This window comes from Thalassolituus sp. LLYu03, assembly GCF_050507655.1.
In the GTDB taxonomy this organism is placed as follows: Bacteria; Pseudomonadota; Gammaproteobacteria; order Pseudomonadales; family Oceanobacteraceae; genus Venatoribacter.
Genome location: NZ_CP191496.1, coordinates 1,614,451 through 1,631,496, shown reverse-complemented (window position 1 = coordinate 1,631,496; position 17,046 = coordinate 1,614,451). Strand labels below are relative to the sequence as shown.

Sequence of the window (17,046 nt, the reverse complement as noted above, 5' to 3'; positions counted from 1 at the left end):
GCCCGCTTAAAGGGAGTATTCAGATTGAAGGGCATCTTTTCTATTCTGCTGCTGACCGCTCTGGTCAGTGGCTGCAGCACCACCTCAGCCGGTCGCGGTTTTGACCTGATCTATGAGGGGGAGTACCGCAAGGCCATTCCGTTTCTTGATCAATCCATCCAGCAATACGGCGATAAAACCGCCGCGGTGGCGCTCGGTTATCTGTATATGGGCAACTCGCAGATGGAGCCGGATGTGGACAAGGTCCGCTATTACCATCAGCTGACGCAGCAGATGCCGGACGGCGCGGACGACCAGTGGTTGCGCTATTACTACCCGGTTATGGAATCCTGGCTGATGCTCAGTGATGACGACCGTGGCAACGATGTGCAGGCCGTGAAAATTCTGCGCGCGAGTCGCTACTCCGAATATCCCCGCGCACTGATCATGCTGGGCAAGGCTTATGCCTATGGGCGTGGCACCGGTGAAAATCTGACCATTGCCCGCGCGTTAATGGACCGGGCTGTCGAATACGACCGCTATCTGGGGGCTGCTCATGCCCATGCCTGGCTGTTGGTCACTCACCCGGATGAGCGTTTCCGCGATGTCGGGCTGGCCTACCAGCTGATGCAGAAGGTGATGGCGGACAGCGACATGAGCGGGCTGTCGTCGGTGCATGACACCTGGGCTGCGGTGCTGGCCAACAGCGGTAATTTTCCGGCAGCGGTTGATGCAGAAAACCGTGCGCTGACGCTTCTGCAACAGCAGCCGCTGGCGGAAGAACAGAAAGCCATTATTGCCAGCTGGTATCAGTGCCGGCTGCAGGCGTATCGCGGGGAGCAGGTTATGCGCTTCCGCTATGACGAAAACCCTTTCGATGCGGGGCTGAGTGAGCGCTGCCGCGACAGTTAACGGCGCAAGGTGAAGCGGGCGGCGGCATTGCCCGCCCAGCGGCCGGTGGCGAAGCAGGCGGTTAATAAATAACCGCCGGTCGGGGCTTCCCAGTCGAGCATTTCGCCGGCAACAAATACGCCGGGCATGGCGCTCAGCATCAGATCGTTATTAACCGCATCAAAACAAACGCCTCCGGCGCAGCTGATGACTTCGTCCAGCGGGCGTGTGGCGGTCACGGCGGGTAAGCGCATGGCTTTCAGCGCCTGCGCAACCGCTTTGTGGTCGTTAAGGTCGAGTTCCGGGCAGCATTCTTTAAGCAAAGCATTGGTAATGGCCGGCAGGTTGAGTTTTTTGCGCAATACGTTGGAAAAACTCATGCCCTTGCGCGGCTGCGCAAGCTTTGCCACAACCTGCTCAACACCCGTGTGCGGCAGCCAGTCGAGTGTAAGGCGGGCGGCAGCGGGGTTGTTCAGCATCACCTCGCGCAGCGGCGCGCTCAGCGCATACACCAGGCTGCCCTCGATGCCGTAATCACTGACGATAAATTCGCCGGTTTTGCTTTCCGTTCCACCGCTCAGGGTCGTCATGCTCAGGTGCACGTGTTTTACCGGCGTGCCGGCAAAACGCTCGCGCATAAAATCACTCCACGGAATTTCAAAGCCGCAGTTCGTGGCCTTAAAAGCTTCAAACGAGACACCTTGCTGCTCGAGCAATGGGCTCCAGCGGCCATCAGAACCCAGCTTGGGCCAGCTGGCGCCGCCAAGTGCCAGCACGACCGCATCCGGGCGGATGCTGGTTGTGCCGTCAGGATGCGTGAATTGCCATTCAAGGCCGTTGCCCGTCGGGTTGAGCCCTGTCCAGCGATGGCGCGGGTGAAAGGTCACACCCTGCTGGCGCAGGCGTTGCAGCCAGGCACGCAGCAGTGGGGCCGCTTTCATGTCTTTGGGGAAAACACGCCCGGATGTGCCGACAAAGGTTTCGATGCCGAGTTCGTGAATCCAGTCGCGCAGCGCCTGTGGGCCGAAATCGTCCAGCATGGGGCGCAGCGGGGCGGCTGCTTCGCGGTAGCGTGATACGAAGGTGTCGTAGTCTTCGCTGTGGGTGATGTTCATGCCACCAATGCCGGCCAGCAGAAATTTACGCGCCACACTTGGCATGGCGTCGTACACATCGACACGAATGCCCTGACTGGCCAGACGCTCGGCGGCCATCAGCCCGGCCGGGCCTGCACCGATAATGGCGGCCGTCTTCTGGGCAGCCGTTTTCAGAGGGTCAGTCGTTTGCATGTCGTTCACGGACGTCGTCGGCATAAGGCGGAGTTCAGGCTCGGATAACAGAGGGCGGCGAGTGTATCACGGACGCCCATTATCCGGCCTGAGAGGGTGTTGCGTATGAAGGGTGTTTCAGTGGACTAGGCCGTCCTGATCTTCGTACTCGGAGGCCGGGTGATCTTTGTGGCTGACACGATAAAGGCGATAACTCAGGGCAATGGCAGCGGCGGTGAGGCCGACAACCAGACCCGACCAGAAGCCCGGCGCGCCCAGTTGCGTCTGCTCGCCGAACGCCAGCCAGTAGCCAAGGCCCAGGCCAATGACCCAATACGCCACAAAGGTAATCAGCATCACGGCGAAGGTGTCGTGATAGCCACGCAGGGCGCCGGCGGCCGATACCTGAATGGAATCCGATACCTGAAATAACGCCGCAAACATCATCAGGGTGGCGGCGGTTTTCACCACGTCGATATCCGGCGAGTAGAGGCTGGCGATCTGGGTGGCGAACAATACCATGATGCTGGCATTCACCAGCGCCATGCACAGATTCATACCGATGCCCAGCCAGGCGGTGCGCCGGGCCAGGGTCTGTTCGCCGGTGCCGAGCCAGTGGCCGATGCGCACGGTCAGCGCCATGCCCATGCTGAGCGGGAACATAAAGGTCAGCGAGCTGATGTTCAGCGCCACCTGATGGCCGGCAACAATGGTCGGACCCAGCGCGGTCAGGAACAGGGCGATTACGGTGAACAGGGTCACTTCAAAAAACACGGCAATGCCGATGGGGATGCCGATGCGCAGCAGGTCTTTCACCTGCGTCAGATCCGGATGGTGGACCTGTTGCCACAGCGGGTAGCCGGCAGGCAGGCGCTTTTTGCGGGTGTTGCGCGCCATGGCGATGGCCATGCCGGTGAACACAATAAAACTGCCAATACCACAGCCGATACCGCCCAGCTCTGGCAGGCCAAACCAGCCGTAAACAAACAGGGCATTGGCCGGCACGTTCATCACCAGACCGGTGAGCATAATACGGGTTACCTGCACCGGATGATTAAGCGCTTCGGCGTAATAGCGGTACGCCAGAAAGACACCGGCGATCGGCATGCCGGCAGCAATCGCCAGCGTGTAGCGGGTGGAAATGTACGCCGTTTCCGGGTCGTCGATGATCAGCGGCAGCGCCAGCGAGCCCAGCGCCAGCAGCAGGCCGGCAATAGCGCCCAGTACGATGCCCACCAGCAGGGCGGAGCTTAACAGGCGTGGCAAACGTTTATGCTGACCGGCCGCATTCAGACGCGACGCAATCGGAGACAGGCCCACCAATACCCCGGCAAGAAACAGCCAGGCCGGCAGCCACAGGCTGGTACCAATGGCCACGGCGGCAAGATCGCGGGTGCTGACGTAACCGGACATCAGGGTGTCGACGGTGCCCATGCCAATCTGGGCAAGCTGAGTAGCAAGAATCGGCAGGGTGAGCTTAAGAAGCGCCTTCGCTTCCTGAGTTCTGAAATTCATGAGTACAAAAGGTCCCCTGCGCCGGGCGCAGATGATTCGGGTAACTGGGGGTACAGTGCATGCCCGGACGGGCGAACTGCTGAGAATCTTGTTATTCTGCCCGACCGGTCAGGATTAGACCAGAGCGAATTCTGGCGAGGGTCGCATTGCCTGTCACCGCCGCGGTTGCAGCGGCAGGCGCCCTGATCGGTACTGAAGTATGAATCGGGCCACGCTTGCTTTATCATCGTCGGCATTCTGAATAGGCGCCAGACGCCACACACGATTGATATCGGAGCATCGTTTGTTAAAAAAACTGTTCAAAGCGGTAGCGGGTAAAAAAGAAGCCCCTGCGCACAACAAGTCATCCGGCAACGGTCAGCCCCAGAAAGCGGGTGGTCAGCCGGGTCATGGCAAGCGGGCCAATCAGCCAGCCAAAGACACGCATCAGGCGCAGCACACTGCTCACAACGCCGAAGGCAAAAAGAAGAAGGGCAAGAAAACCGCTGCCCAGAAAACCCATGACGCTAAAGTCAATCGTCCGCGCCCGGAAGATGAAGGCCCATGGTCACTCGATGAATTCAAAGTAGAACCGCTGGAAGGCAAAACCCGTTTCCACGATCTGGGTCTGCCAGACTCCGTGATGCGCGGCATCCACAAGCTGGGTTTCAGCTACTGCACCCCGATTCAGGCCGAAGCGCTGCCCGCCACCCTGCGTGGCCGTGACACCATTGGTCAGGCGCAGACCGGTACCGGTAAATCCGCCGCCTTCCTGCTGACCATCCTTAATCGTCTGCTCACCAATGTGCCGGCCGAACGCTTTGCCAGCGAGCCGCGTGCGCTGGTGATTGCTCCGACCCGCGAACTGGCCATGCAGATTGGTAAAGACGCCGAAGGTCTGGCGCGTTACACAGGTCTGAACATCGTCACTGTGGTCGGCGGCATGGATTACGACAAGCAGCGTCAGCAGCTGCGTAACCATGTGGTCGACATTCTGGTGGCAACGCCGGGTCGTCTGATCGACTTTATGCGTTCTGAAGACGTGTACCTGGATCAGGTTGAAGTGCTGGTTCTGGACGAAGCCGACCGCATGCTCGATATGGGCTTTATTCCGGACGTGCGCCGCATTGTGCGTGGCACGCCGCCGAAAGACTGCCGTCAGACCCTGCTGTTCTCGGCCACGTTCAATTACGACGTCCGCATTCTGATCGATCAGTGGACTCAGGACCCGATGCAGGTGGTGATTGAGCCTGAACAGGTCGCCACCGACCGTGTTGAACAGCGTTGCTACCTGATTGCCGACTCCGACAAATTCAAACTGCTGGAGCGGGTGCTGAAAGAAGAAAAGCCGGAGCGCTGCATTATTTTCGCCAACCGCCGCGACCTGACCCGCAACCTGTGCGACAAGCTCAACAAGCACGGCTTTAATGCGCTGCTGTTATCGGGTGAAGTGGCGCAGGACAAACGCATCAAAACGCTTGAGCGCTTCCGTGAAGGCAAAGTGAACGTCATGGTGGCCACCGATGTGGCGGGCCGTGGTATTCACGTGGATGGCGTGGATCTGGTGATCAACTACACCCTGCCGGAAGATCCGGAAGATTACGTGCACCGTATCGGCCGTACGGGCCGTGCCGGTGCTAAAGGTCTGTCGATCAGCTTTATCTCAGAAGACGACGCCTTTGTGCTGCCGGATCTGGAAAAATACCTCGGCACCAAACTGGAACTGACTCAGCCCTGAACCCGGGCTGGGGTGTGAATGGAAGGGACTTCCGTTATGTGGAAAGCAGCACGGTTGAATCTGATGTTGGCGGTGCTGCTTCCGTCGTTTGCTTCTGCGGTACAGGCGCCCGCCAGTCACCCGGTGACACCGCAGTGGACCGAGCAATACCTCAAACGCTCCCATTCTGCCTTGCTGGTAGACAGCGACGACGATCATGTTATGTCGTATTACTTCTTCGGCACCGAGCGTGACGTGACCCTGATGGGACTTGAACGGGTTCGCGGTGAGGATTACGAACAGTTTTTCAGTCTGATGCTGTTCTCTGGCCAGCGTCTGCTGGGCTATTACCAGAATGTGCTGAGCTTTCCGTCAGGTGTGGAAGCCGATGGCACGGTGCAGTTTCCGCGTGGTGTGCGCAGCTGGATGGGCAAAGACGAGGCCGAAGGAAAGGCTGGCCGGTTCAATATTCTCAACGCGCCCGCACAGGCGCTGTGTCAGGAAGTCGGTCCACAGGTTCGCTGTGCGGACTGGGTGCCGGTTACCCCCTGATTTTTGACTCTCAGGCCTTGTTCGCGGCCGAGAGACCCTCGTTATTCTCTATTTTCGCGTTATTCAGAATTTCATGGATCAGCCAGGCGCTGTCATCCAGCGGCAGGTCGTGTCCGGCGCTCGGGTGTGTGGCCAGCGGAACCTGCCAAAGGTGTGCGATGCGCGCTGTGCATTCTGGATTGACCAGTCGGTCGCCGAGACTGGTGTAGCACCAGGCCGGGCAGGGGGCTGCTTCCGGGCCACGGAAGGAACTGGCGGACAGCAGTTGCGCCAGCGCATTGCGCAGACTCAGGGGGTGGCTTTCGGCGTAGGCTTCCCAGTGGCCGGCCAGCCGCGTCTGCGGTTGATTGCTGGTCCAGCGCAGAATGGCGGACTCCAGCGATTGCCCAGTTAAATACGCGCCCCATAAGCCAAAAAAAGCGCCGGCGCGCATACGTGATATCGGTGAAGACAGATTGCTGAAACTGGTATTGATCAGGTGCAGTGCACGGATTTCGCCTGGAAAGCAGCGCGCCCATTCGGCAGCGATCATGGCGCCCATGGAGATGGCGACGATAACAACCGGGCCATGATCAAGCGAGCCTGATTGCAGGCACTGCTGACGCACGTCGTGCATCATGGCGTGTATCGAAAACGGGGTTTTCTCAGCGAAGCGTTCGCCGTTGCCGGCAACTTCCGGGGTATGCAGGCGGGTTCCTGCGGGGAGCTGATTCAGCAGTTGCTGCGGGAAGTCGCCCCAGTGAAAGCGGGCCCGTATCAGCCCGCGTATCAGAATCCAGTCCTGGACTTGAGTGCTTCCTGCGGTCATGGGGTTACCAGAGGTGGAAGTAGCGCTGAATGCCGAATTCAATGGTGGTGCCGGCATCGTATTCGCTGCTGAGGTTGGTGCGGTTAACCGCCAGACGGAAATCCCACGGACCGTAGCTGCGGTCGAGGGCAACACGGAAGTGCCAGTAGCTGTCGCGCAGGGTGTCCTGATCGAAGTTGTAATCTTCGTCGTCCACTTCCAGCCAGCGGTTCTGGGCGCCGTAAAGTTCCAGTGAGAAGTCGCTGAACTGCCAGGTGTAGGCCATTTCCAGCGTACGGAAATCAAAGTGCGAGCCTTTGTAGTTGCCGGTCTGGCGCATGCCCAGTGTGAAGGCGTCGTTCAGCAGCAGGCGCAGAGTGCCACCTGTGTAGGCCTGATCGTTGATCGAGGCATCGCCTGCCCAGGTGTAACGGGTCACGGACATATCGAGCAGAACGCCGTCGATGACTTTCAGGTTGTAACCGGCGTAGACGTCGTGCTCAAAGGTGGCGCTGTCTTCTTTGCGTTCAACGCCTGAGCTCCAGACGCCGGCGTAAAGGCCAGAGGTATCCTGAAAACTCAGTCCTGCCTGCCAGGCGGGTTTACCACGGGTTTCGCTGATGCCGTCACGCACGTATTCACTGGTGCCACCAATATTGGCCGTCAGGTCGGCATGACTGTAGGAGGCCAGTGCCAGAGTGGCGAGTGGCAGGAATCGGGTCAGGGCTTGGGCAATAAACGACATGAAGTACTGCGTTCCGGTTGGCTGATCACTGAATAAAGGCCGCTATCATACGATGTTTTTCACGGCGGTGTTGTCTTTGGACACACAATGGGGGAAAAGTTTTATCCGCGGCTGGTGAGTCGTCCCGGATACCAGCGCTCCAATGCCTCCTGCTTTGCCGTTAATCGCGGCAGTTCACCTTCCGGTGACCACACAGGCATGCTGCGCACGGCCGACATTAAAAATTCGAACAGCGTGAAGTGGCGGCGCAATATGCGCTGATGGCGGTGCGGCAGAATGGGGTTGAACAGGCTGTGGTAGCGGAACAGATGCCCTGGATTCTTTTTTACCCACAGCCAGGAACCCATTTCCAGTGTCAGCGGCAGATACAGCCCCTCTGGCTGTGCTTGCCGGTATTCCTCGTACAGAAAGTCCCACAGGTCGCCATGAGTGGTGTAACTGTGGGCCTGTGGCTCAAACAAATAGACCGAGTGGTTGGGGTAAGTTCGTTCAAAAAGCCGGGTCAGGGCGTAAGCGTCAGCGACACCCGGGAAGGGTTCAACGCTCTTAGCCCACGGAAACCAGATGCGGTCTTTGTATCCAAAGCCCGAATGGCAGTCGAGACTGATGCAATGACGCTGGCTCATCAGCGTGGTGCGGATGCTGTCGACCAGTGCCTGACTTTCACTGGCCATGGATTCTCCACGGCGACCACGAAACCAGGGCAGGTGGCGACTGATGCGCTGGCCGCCGACCAGAAACGGTGGTCGCTCGTCAGCCTCGACCGGCGCGTTGCGCATCAGGTCAATGCCTTGGGGGTTGGAACGACTGTTAGCCCACATGCCGCCCGGATTCACAATCGGGATCAGCATTAAGCGCATCTGACTGAGCATATCGGTAGCGACCGGGTCCCATTCAAGGCGGGTCAGCAAGGATTTCAGGAACGACAGAATCACCTGGGTGCCAATGCGCTCTACGCCATGAACGCCGCCAATTAACGCCAGTGTTGGCGCAAGCGGCTCGGTTGAGCCCATTTCCAGTACGTAAAAAGGCAGTTTGTGTTCGCCAAGCGTAATGTGCAGCGGCACATTGATGCGCAGATGCTGGCGCCCCTGATCAATCAGTTCTTCCAGTTGAATGAGTTCCGGCAGGGCGGTCGTGATCGGGGAAATGCGTTGAATCACAGTCTGGGTGTCCTTATGCTGCGGGCCCTGTTTTAACAAACCTGAGTAACAATTCCATGAAAGTTGGGCAGTCGATCCCGGACGAACTTCCAGCGCGCTATCGCGGATGGCATTGGGTAAAAACCCTGTGGCCGTATCTGATGGAATACCGTGGACGGGTGCTGGCCGCTTTACTCTGCTTGGTCGGCGCCAAGCTCGCCAGCGTTTCGATGCCGTTTCTGCTCAAGTATCAGGTTGACTATCTCAGTATGGCCGACAAATCGGCCATTGATGCCGCCGACTGGTGGTTGTGGTTTCCGCTGACGCTGCTGGTTGGTTATGGCGCGGTACGCTTTATGAGTGTGTTCGCCGGTGAGCTGCGTGATCTGTTTTTCGGGCGCGTGACCGAGCGCGCCATGCGCCGCATGGCGCTCTCTGTTTTTCGCCACCTGCACAGCCTGAGTCTGGAGTTTCATCTTAATCGCCAGACAGGCGCCCTGCAGCGGGATATCGAGCGGGGCACCAACGGCATCAGCTTTCTGCTGCGTTTTATGATCTTCAATATCATCCCCACCTTTCTGGAATTGTTTCTGGTGGTGGGGTTGCTGCTGGCCAATTATCCGCCGGTGTTTGCGCTCATTACTGCGGTGGCGGTGGTGGCCTACGTTGCCTATTCGGTCAAAGTGACGGAGTGGCGTACGCAGTACGTGCGTGAGGCCAATCGCATGGACTCTACGACGCACGCCCGTGCACTCGACAGTCTGCTCAACTATGAAACGGTCAAATACTTCACCGCCGAACAACGTGAAGCCGACGCCTACGATGACGCGCTGGCGAAATGGGAGTCGGCGCGGCGCATGAACCGGTTTTCGCTGTTTTCGCTGAACAGCGGACAAGCGCTGATCATCAGCAGTGCGATGGCGGCTATGTTGCTGTTTGCGGCTTACTACGTGCTGATTGGCCGCATGACGCTGGGTGACTTTACCCTGATCAACGCCTTTATGTTCCAGCTGTTTCTGCCGCTGAACTTTCTGGGGTTCGTCTACCGCGAAATCAAAGCTTCGATGGCCAATATTGAGCGTATGTTTGAATTGCTGGATGAGCAGCCTTCAGTGCCGGATGCCGGTACGAATCAGCTTGCACTGGCCGGCGGTAAGGTCGAGTTTCAGGACTTAGGTTTTGCCTATCACCCGGAACGCCCGATTCTGCGTGGGCTGAATCTGACCTTGCAACCGGGCAAAACCCTGGCTGTGGTTGGCAGCAGTGGCGCGGGTAAGTCGACCCTGACCAAATTGCTGTTCCGCTTTTACGACGCCCAGCAGGGCAGCATCCAGATAGACGGACAGGATATCCGTTCCATCCCTCAGGTGGCGCTGCGCGAGGTTCTGGGTATCGTTCCGCAGGACACTGTGCTGTTCAACGATACGCTGCGTAATAACCTGCTGTACGCCAGCCCCGACGCCACTGAAGATCAGCTGATGCAGGTGATCCGCATGGCGCATCTGGATGCTCTGGTTAACGACTGTCCGGCCGGGCTTGAAACTGTTGTAGGCGAGCGCGGGCTGAAGCTGTCGGGCGGTGAAAAGCAACGCATTGCCATCGCCCGTATGTTGCTCAAGCGGCCGGCCATCATGGTGTTTGATGAGGCAACATCGTCCCTCGATTCGCGCACCGAACGCGGCATCATGGCGGCTATCCGCGAAGTGGCTCAGGGACACACGGCGCTGATCATTGCTCACCGGCTTTCAACCGTTGTCGAGGCCGATGCCATTGCGGTGATGGAGCAAGGTCAGGTGGTCGAATACGGTACGCATCAGGCGCTGCTCGCCCAGAATGGCGCCTATGCTGCGCTGTGGCAGGCGCAGCAAGAGCAAAACAACCATGGAGCAGGTGAATGAGGCTGCTGATCGTCGACGCCATGAATCTGATCCGGCGCATGTACGCCGCAGCCGATGGCAGCGAGCTGGCGCTCGACGCCACCCAGAGTCGCTGTCTGAGCGTGATTGCGCGCAACGCCGCCCAGCTTCAAGCCACTCATGTAGCCATGGTGTTTGAGCAGAAATGTGAAACCTGGCGTCATCGGGTTTGGCCCGACTATAAGGCCGGGCGTCCGCCGATGCCGGCAGAACTGGAGCAGGGGCTGGAGGCCATGCGCCGCTACTTTCAGCAGGCCGGGCTCTGCTGCATTGAACTGGCGGGCTGGGAAGGTGATGACGTCGTTGCGTCGCTGGCTTCCCGTGCGGCGTTTGCGGGTCTGGAGGTCGATATCCTGTCGACCGATAAGGGTTTCTGTCAGCTGGTGAACAGCCGGCTGCGGGTGCGTAACCACTTTGATCGTTTCACCTGGGACGAAGAGGTGGTCAAGCAGCGTTTTGGGCTGATGCCGTATCAGCTTCCGGATTTCTGGGCGTTAACCGGCGACGCTACCAATCATTTGCCGGGCGTAGAGGGAATCGGCCCGAAAACGGCCGGTCAGCTGCTGGATCAGCACCGCACGCTGGATCTGGTGTTTGCGGCGCTCGATTCGCTCGACGGTCGTGCACGCAACGCACTGTCGGCGCATTGGCAGGCTGCCTTGCTTACCCGCTCTCTGGCCACGCTGCGCACGGATATCCCGCTGGGGCTGAACCTGCATGAGTTGCGCTGGCAGTCGCATGCAGCCGTCAGCGACTGAGCGGCCGGGTTAACAGCGGCCGGCGTTTGCCTTAAAATCGCCGCCCCGAATTCAGCTGAGGACCGCCTGTGTCCGTCGATATCAAAGTCCGTGGCTACCATCTCGACATCTATCATCACGTCAACAATGGCCGTTATCTGGAGTTTCTGGAGGAAGGCCGCTGGGACTACTTCGAACGTTACCGTTTCTTTGATCTGTTTGAGTCTCAGGATCTGGCGTTTGTTGTCGCCAATATCAACATCAGTTATCGCCGCCCGGCCTACGCCGGTGAAGTGATCCGTGTCATGACACGCATGAGCAAAATCGGTAATAAAAGCGCCCAGGCACTGCAGGAAGTGCGCTTGCTGGAAAACGGCGAGCCAGGGGCTCTGATCGCTGACGCTATCGTGACCTTCTGCCTGATGGACGCGCAGTCGCAGAAATCCGTGGTGATTGACGGACGTCTGCGCGATGCGCTGCAAGCCATGATCGAGGATGGGCAATGAGTATTGATGCGGTATTGAACGAGATTTCAGAATTTCTCGGTTGCGAGACCCCGGATGCCTGGGTGGCTGAGGCGTTGAATCAGCAGGAGGTCATGCTGATTGACCATGCCAACTGTGAAAAGAAGGCTGCCACAACCGCGATGAACCTGCTGTATAAGCACATCGATCGTGAAGACCTGCTGAAAAAAATGAGCCAGCTGGCGCGCGAAGAGCTTCTGCACTTCGAGCAGGTGGTGGGCATCATGAAAGAGCGTGGCATTGCTTATCGTCACGTGTCCTCGTCACGCTACGCATCCGGATTGCGTGATGCGGTGCGCAAAGGCGGTGTAGATGAGCTGGTCGATGTGCTGATTGTCGGCGCATTCATTGAAGCGCGCAGCTGTGAGCGCTTCGCCAAGCTGGCGCCGCATCTGGATGAAAAACTGCAGAAGTTTTACCGCTCGCTGTTGCGTTCAGAAGGTCGTCATTATCAGGACTATCTGGCACTGGCGGAACAGTATGCGTCGGGACCCATTTCTTCCCGGATTGAGGCGTTCAGAGCGCTGGAACGTGAGCTGATTGAATCGCCGGACCCCGAATTCCGTTTTCACAGTGGGGTGCCGGCGGCAGCCTGATCACATGTCCTGGCAGGACCGTATGATCTTGATGCACACATCGCAGATGTGTGCATATTCCTCATCGTTAATCACCCGGGCGTCCAAGTCCCGGCGGGCCTGATCCATGCGGGCCTGCGCGTCTTTCAGATCCGTAAAGCGGCGATTGGCTTCCAGTGCGTTGAGTATCTTGGCTGACGTCATGTCAAAGTCTCCCTGTCTTATTGTTGTTCCGGCGGAGCTGCCGGCGAGCGTGAATCCTGTCACCAAGTGAAGTTCACTTTTAATAAATATCCACGTCAAGGCTTTTTCTGTCCCGAATATTTGCCTATAAGGATTAACCTTTTTAACAATTACAAGAATACGGTCCCGATATGACGCACACAAAACCCGCTCTGACCCAGTGGTTGCAGGGCTCCGATAAGGATCTTGGTGGCTGGTACAAGGGTGGAGAGGCAGGCCAGCCTGCTTATCATTTCCTTCATGGCAACGGATTTTGTTCGCGAACGCTGCTACCGGTGGCTGAGCTTCTGAACGGTGGTGGCGACCGTTGGTTTACCGACGTACCCGGGCATGGTCTTTCACCGCAGCCACATCACGATATGCCCGACTGGGTGGCGATGGCGCGCCGGGTAGGGGATGCGCTGGCAGAAAATGCCGGTGGAAAGCCTGTGGTTGGTATAGGTCACTCTATGGGCGGCGTGCTTACCATGTTGCTGGCCTCAGAGCGTCCTGAGTTGTTCTCGCGCATCATTCTTCTTGATCCTGTGTTGTTCTCGCCGGAAGTGCTGCTGTTTCAGCGTCTTGCCCGCAAGAGCGGTTTGTGGAAACGCTCAGCTCTGGTTAAGGCGGTGGCGGCCCGTCGTCGTAACTGGCCAGATGCGTCACAGATGAAAGACGAGCTGGCGAAAAAGTCTTTGTATCGCCGCTGGCAGCCGCAAGCGCTGGAGCATTTCGTTGAGGGGGGAAGTCGAGGAGCGACAGAGGGCGGTGTTGAACTCAGCTGCAATCCTCACTGGGAAGCCTCTATTTTTGGATCCTATCCGCGTGGCTTATGGAAGGCCGTGCACAGCATCCGGGTGCCGGTGGATATTCTGGTGGCTACGGAAAGTTATGGCTTCATCGCCCGGGCTGCCCGCAAAGCGCAAAAGGGTAATGCGAATGTCCGCTGGCAGACCGTTGAGGGTGGGCACTGCTTCCCGATGGAGCAGCCAGAGCTCTGCGCCGATCTGATTAATGCTCTGCTCAATAACGACGCGGCATTCAGCGGAAGCCGGAATGTTTAAAACCTTTGTCAAATAACAAAGGGTAAGCTATTGTGGCTTTTCACTATTTTCAGCCACATACGAGAGCGACGAGTAGGATATATGAACATGGAGATTCAGGCAGCGCTTGATGTTGCCGATGAAACTGATTCATTTCTTCAGATTACGGATGTAATTTACGCAAAAGAGGCAGACGACGGTTATGACGCCCTGACTGAGGCGGAAAAAACGGTGTTCTGTATTGATGGTCTCTTGCGTGAGATGGAAAACGGCGGCTTTGTTCAGTTTATCCATCACGACGTCGGCGCTCTTGCCGAAGATACCCTGGAAGCGCTCGAACGGATTAAGGCCAAGGGAACCCACGGGCTACTTGAACGCTTGATCGGTTTTTTCGCAGACGGTGTTCCGAAAGATGAAGACGACCGCATTGAAGCGTTTGACCAGATTGAAAGCGAATACGCAGATGAAATCGCTGAGCTTGATGATCGTTTCTACGATGTCGGCGAAAATCTGGTAGAGCTTACTCTCCGTTTTGTGGCGAAAAATCTCAAAGAATTTCGTTAATAAAAAACGCCGGCTTTGCCGGCGTTTTTTATTTCTGAGGTGCTCGTGCACAAGCTTCGCGCTCAGCTGAAGAGCTTCCGTTATGCATACCACGGCCTGGCCTATATGGTCCGGATGGAAGGTCATGCGCGCTTCCACTGTTTCGCTGCCTTAGTGGTTATCGTTGCCGGATGCGTTACAGGCCTTTCGCCGCTGGAGTGGGGGTTACTTACGCTTAGTATCGCATTTGTGCTGGCGCTCGAGGCGTTGAATACCGCAGTAGAGACCCTGTGTGATGCGCTCCATCCTGAGCGGCACGACGCCATTGGCATTGTCAAAGACGTTGCGGCAGGCGCTGTACTGGTATCAGCAATGGGTTCTGTTATCATCGCAGCGCTGGTATTTTTACCACACTGGCTGGCCTGATTTCAGGTCGCTGAATCCCATGCTAATAACAAAAACAGGACTTCTCACATGATCCGCATTCTGGTCAGCCTTGCGCTGCTGCTGGGCTTAACAACGGCCGTTCAGGCAAAAGAAATCAAAGATGTTGCAGTTGACGATCAGCTGACGCTGGAAGGCCATTCATTTGTATTGAATGGTGCTGGTATTCGCTCTAAGTTCTTCCTGGATGTTTACATCGCTGCACTCTATCTGCAAAAGCAGGAATCCGACGCGGCTGCCATTGTTGCCGCAGACGAGCCTATGGCCATTCGCCTGCACATCACTTCCGGCATGATCAACAGCAAGCGTATGTCAGAATCGACCCGTGACGGTTTTGTCCGCTCAACCGGTGGCAATCTGGCGCCGATTGAAGGCGACGTGGAAGAACTGATCAAGGCGTTTAAGGACGAGATTAAAGAAGGCGATGTGTTTGATCTGGTGTATGAACCGGAAACCGGCGTCACTGTGTACAAAAACGGTGTGGCTGCCTCAAATGTTAAGGGACTGGCCTTCAAGCAGGCGCTCTTTGGCATCTGGTTGTCGGATGATCCGATTCAGAGCTCTCTGAAGAAATCACTGGTAAGTAACTGATTTTATTATGTCTGGCTGGCGGCACTCCCATGGTGCGGCCAGCCTTTCGTGCAATTGGCAACAAGCCGTTCTAGTCTGAAACGGTACAGTCCGGAATGGCCCATTTGGTGGGCCCGAATAAGCTGCCTCCTGGCAGGGCGCGTGGAGATCAGGTTGGTATGACCGACAGGCAGGGACGTCAGATGCTGAGGTGGTGTCGTGACCAATAAGTCCAACAGTTCACCTGTATTCAAACTACCGAAAAAGCTCTATGTGCTGGTTGTTGATGATGATCCTGCAGTACTGCAGGTCACGCGACTGGTGCTTTCCCGTTTTCAGTTTCAAGGGCGCCCTGTCGAGCTGGTTGAAGCCAGCTCCGGACAGGATGCCGCCCGCATTCTGCAATCCCGTTCGGATTTCGCGGCGGTTCTTCTCGATGTGGTCATGGAAAGTGATGACGCGGGTCTGAAGCTTGTCGAATACATCCGCAACACACTCAATAATTTCCGCATCCGTATTATTTTGCGAACCGGTCAGCCGGGCTATGCGCCTGAGCGCAAGGTCGTTCAGGATTATGATATTAATGACTACTTGATGAAGGCGGACGCCACTCAGGCACGGCTCATTGTGGCGGTTACAACAGCGATTCGCGGTTATCTGGATATTTTGCGCGCAGAAACCTTTGCGCAGCAGGTTCAGGTTTCAGAGCAGGCGTCTTTTGCCAAGACCCAGTTTCTGGCTCATATGAGTCACGAATTGCGGACGCCGCTTAATGGTGTGGTGGGCATTGTTTCGCTGCTGGCAGAAACGCCCTTAAATGACGAGCAGCGGGCACTGATTTCTGACCTGAGCCTTGCGTCGGATGCTTTGCTCGGCGTGATCAATGACGTTCTGGATGTCGCCAAAATTGAAGCCGGTAAGCTTGAGCTGCACACCGAAGCCTTTTCTCCCACCGTCCTCATTCAGAAAGTGGCCGCTGTATTTTCGGCGCCTCTGCGCTCGCGTGGCATCCTGTTCAGTCAGACGTTCGAAATTCCTGATCAGATGTTTGTCGGTGATCCTTTGCGCATTCAGCAGGTGCTGATTAATTATCTGAGCAATGCGCAGAAATTTACACAAGACGGCGGCCGGATATCACTGCAGGTCAGTGTCACGCAAAAGCCGGATGGCCGCTGGAATCTGTTTGCCGAAGTGGAAGATAACGGTCGGGGGATTCGCGAAGACCGTCTGGCGAGTATTTTTGAAGCCTACGAACAAGAAAGCAGTGGCACTTCTGCGCAGTATGGCGGTACCGGTCTGGGTTTGAGCTTGTCACGCAGTCTTGCTGAGCTGATGGGCGGGTCGGTAGGCGCTGATAGCCAGGTTGGTCGCGGTAGTCGCTTTTGGCTGTCAGTGCCGCTCGAATTGACCTCAGATTTGAGGGCTGAAGCTGAGGTCAATGCCAAAGCGCTGCAGAATAAAAACCAAGAGGACACAGTGATCGCCGGAAGACGGGTGCTGATTGCTGAAGATGATCCGACGTCGTTGAAAGTGCTGCAGCATATGTTGTCGGCGTGTGGTGCTGAGGTTGGTTGTTTTACCCACGGCGTTGCATTGATGGAGAGCGACCGCTTAAGCGATGCGGACGCTGTGATTCTTGATTATTACATGCCGTTGATGAGTGGCCCCGACTGCGCGCGTAAATTGCGTGATCAGGGTTTTAACGGTGTTATTTTTGCGCTTACCGGAGCCACTACGACCGAGGAGCTGGCAACCTGCTATTCCGCCGGTATGGATGACATCCTCATCAAGCCGGTCAGCCGGCAACAACTCATTACCCAGGTTGCTGCCGGCCTGGCGGCTAAGTTACAAGACTAATCCACGTACCTGAGATGCAAGGCTCAGCAGCGTCAGGCAC

The 17,046-nt window shown here is 57.0% G+C and carries 18 protein-coding genes; 12 read left to right on the top strand and 6 right to left on the bottom strand.

The genetic code is table 11. The annotated features are described in order from the left end of the window. Positions 1-24: 24 nt before the first annotated feature. Positions 25-891 carry a hypothetical protein gene (locus ACQUQU_RS07485; RefSeq protein ID WP_430462619.1) on the top strand — a complete coding sequence of 289 codons (867 nt, stop codon included), beginning with the start codon at positions 25-27 and terminating at the stop codon, positions 889-891. Here the strand turns inward: ACQUQU_RS07485 and ACQUQU_RS07480 are convergent. Both ACQUQU_RS07480 and ACQUQU_RS07475 read right to left on the bottom strand, forming a co-directional pair. Further along, positions 888-2,183 (bottom strand): NAD(P)/FAD-dependent oxidoreductase, encoded by a 1,296-nt coding sequence (locus ACQUQU_RS07480; RefSeq protein ID WP_430462618.1) that lies wholly within the window; start codon positions 2,181-2,183, stop codon positions 888-890. The two genes, ACQUQU_RS07485 and ACQUQU_RS07480, sit on opposite strands and share 4 nt — an antisense overlap. A gap of 93 nt (positions 2,184-2,276) precedes the next feature. Further along, positions 2,277-3,653 carry an MATE family efflux transporter gene (locus ACQUQU_RS07475; RefSeq protein ID WP_430462617.1) on the bottom strand — a complete coding sequence of 459 codons (1,377 nt, stop codon included), beginning with the start codon at positions 3,651-3,653 and terminating at the stop codon, positions 2,277-2,279. Positions 3,654-3,936: 283 nt separating this feature from the next. Between ACQUQU_RS07475 and rhlB the strand changes: the two genes are divergently transcribed. Next, entirely contained in the window at positions 3,937-5,370 is a 1,434-nt protein-coding gene (rhlB, locus tag ACQUQU_RS07470; RefSeq protein WP_430462616.1) for an ATP-dependent RNA helicase RhlB, read from the top strand. A gap of 36 nt (positions 5,371-5,406) precedes the next feature. Beyond that, positions 5,407-5,901: a hypothetical protein gene (locus tag ACQUQU_RS07465; protein WP_430462615.1), complete on the top strand. Its 495-nt coding sequence runs from the start codon at positions 5,407-5,409 to the stop codon at positions 5,899-5,901. 10 nt (positions 5,902-5,911) lie between these two features. On the opposite strand, the gene ACQUQU_RS07460 is transcribed toward ACQUQU_RS07465, so the two are convergent. From ACQUQU_RS07460 to ACQUQU_RS07450, 3 genes are all read right to left on the bottom strand, one after another. Next, the gene (locus ACQUQU_RS07460) at positions 5,912-6,709 is read right to left on the bottom strand and encodes an alpha/beta fold hydrolase (RefSeq protein ID WP_430462614.1); all 798 of its coding nucleotides are present in this window, start codon (positions 6,707-6,709) and stop codon (positions 5,912-5,914) included. A 4-nt stretch (positions 6,710-6,713) separates the two neighbouring features. Continuing rightward, the gene (locus ACQUQU_RS07455) at positions 6,714-7,433 is read right to left on the bottom strand and encodes a TorF family putative porin (RefSeq protein ID WP_430462613.1); all 720 of its coding nucleotides are present in this window, start codon (positions 7,431-7,433) and stop codon (positions 6,714-6,716) included. A 101-nt stretch (positions 7,434-7,534) separates the two neighbouring features. Next, complete coding sequence (locus ACQUQU_RS07450; protein WP_430462612.1) at positions 7,535-8,596, bottom strand: M14 family zinc carboxypeptidase; 1,062 nt, start codon at positions 8,594-8,596, stop codon at positions 7,535-7,537. Positions 8,597-8,652: 56 nt separating this feature from the next. On the opposite strand from ACQUQU_RS07450, the gene ACQUQU_RS07445 reads away from it, so the two are divergent. The 4 genes from ACQUQU_RS07445 (at position 8,653) to ACQUQU_RS07430 (ending at position 12,348) form a co-directional block, all read left to right on the top strand. After that, positions 8,653-10,473, top strand: a complete 1,821-nt coding sequence (locus ACQUQU_RS07445) for an ABCB family ABC transporter ATP-binding protein/permease (RefSeq protein WP_430462611.1) — start codon at positions 8,653-8,655, stop codon at positions 10,471-10,473. Then, positions 10,470-11,249: a flap endonuclease Xni gene (gene xni / locus ACQUQU_RS07440; RefSeq protein ID WP_430462610.1), complete on the top strand. Its 780-nt coding sequence runs from the start codon at positions 10,470-10,472 to the stop codon at positions 11,247-11,249. Before ACQUQU_RS07445 ends, xni begins: the two co-directional genes overlap by 4 nt. A 68-nt stretch (positions 11,250-11,317) precedes the next feature. Then, positions 11,318-11,734 (top strand): acyl-CoA thioesterase, encoded by a 417-nt coding sequence (locus ACQUQU_RS07435; protein WP_430462609.1) that lies wholly within the window; start codon positions 11,318-11,320, stop codon positions 11,732-11,734. After that, positions 11,731-12,348: a tRNA-(ms[2]io[6]A)-hydroxylase gene (locus tag ACQUQU_RS07430; protein ID WP_430462608.1), complete on the top strand. Its 618-nt coding sequence runs from the start codon at positions 11,731-11,733 to the stop codon at positions 12,346-12,348. Before ACQUQU_RS07435 ends, ACQUQU_RS07430 begins: the two co-directional genes overlap by 4 nt. Here ACQUQU_RS07430 and ACQUQU_RS07425 read toward each other — a convergent pair whose 3' ends face one another. Continuing rightward, on the bottom strand, positions 12,349-12,531 hold the full coding sequence (locus tag ACQUQU_RS07425; RefSeq protein ID WP_430462607.1) for a hypothetical protein: 183 nt from the start codon (positions 12,529-12,531) through the stop codon (positions 12,349-12,351). 314 nt (positions 12,532-12,845) lie between these two features. Here ACQUQU_RS07425 and ACQUQU_RS07420 point away from each other — a divergent pair, with 314 nt between their 5' ends. The 5 genes from ACQUQU_RS07420 to ACQUQU_RS07400 all read left to right on the top strand — a co-directional run bounded on the left by ACQUQU_RS07420 (position 12,846) and on the right by ACQUQU_RS07400 (position 17,006). Beyond that, positions 12,846-13,613 (top strand): alpha/beta fold hydrolase, encoded by a 768-nt coding sequence (locus tag ACQUQU_RS07420; RefSeq protein WP_430462606.1) that lies wholly within the window; start codon positions 12,846-12,848, stop codon positions 13,611-13,613. A gap of 81 nt (positions 13,614-13,694) precedes the next feature. Then, on the top strand, positions 13,695-14,156 hold the full coding sequence (locus ACQUQU_RS07415) for a DMP19 family protein (RefSeq protein ID WP_430462605.1): 462 nt from the start codon (positions 13,695-13,697) through the stop codon (positions 14,154-14,156). 45 nt (positions 14,157-14,201) lie between these two features. Continuing rightward, the gene (locus tag ACQUQU_RS07410) at positions 14,202-14,561 is read left to right on the top strand and encodes a diacylglycerol kinase family protein (protein ID WP_430462604.1); all 360 of its coding nucleotides are present in this window, start codon (positions 14,202-14,204) and stop codon (positions 14,559-14,561) included. 48 nt (positions 14,562-14,609) lie between these two features. Next, positions 14,610-15,170, top strand: coding sequence for a chalcone isomerase family protein (locus ACQUQU_RS07405; RefSeq protein ID WP_430462603.1), 561 nt, complete (start codon positions 14,610-14,612; stop codon positions 15,168-15,170). Positions 15,171-15,368: 198 nt separating this feature from the next. Further along, positions 15,369-17,006, top strand: a complete 1,638-nt coding sequence (locus ACQUQU_RS07400; RefSeq protein WP_430462602.1) for a response regulator — start codon at positions 15,369-15,371, stop codon at positions 17,004-17,006. Positions 17,007-17,046 lie beyond the last annotated feature (40 nt).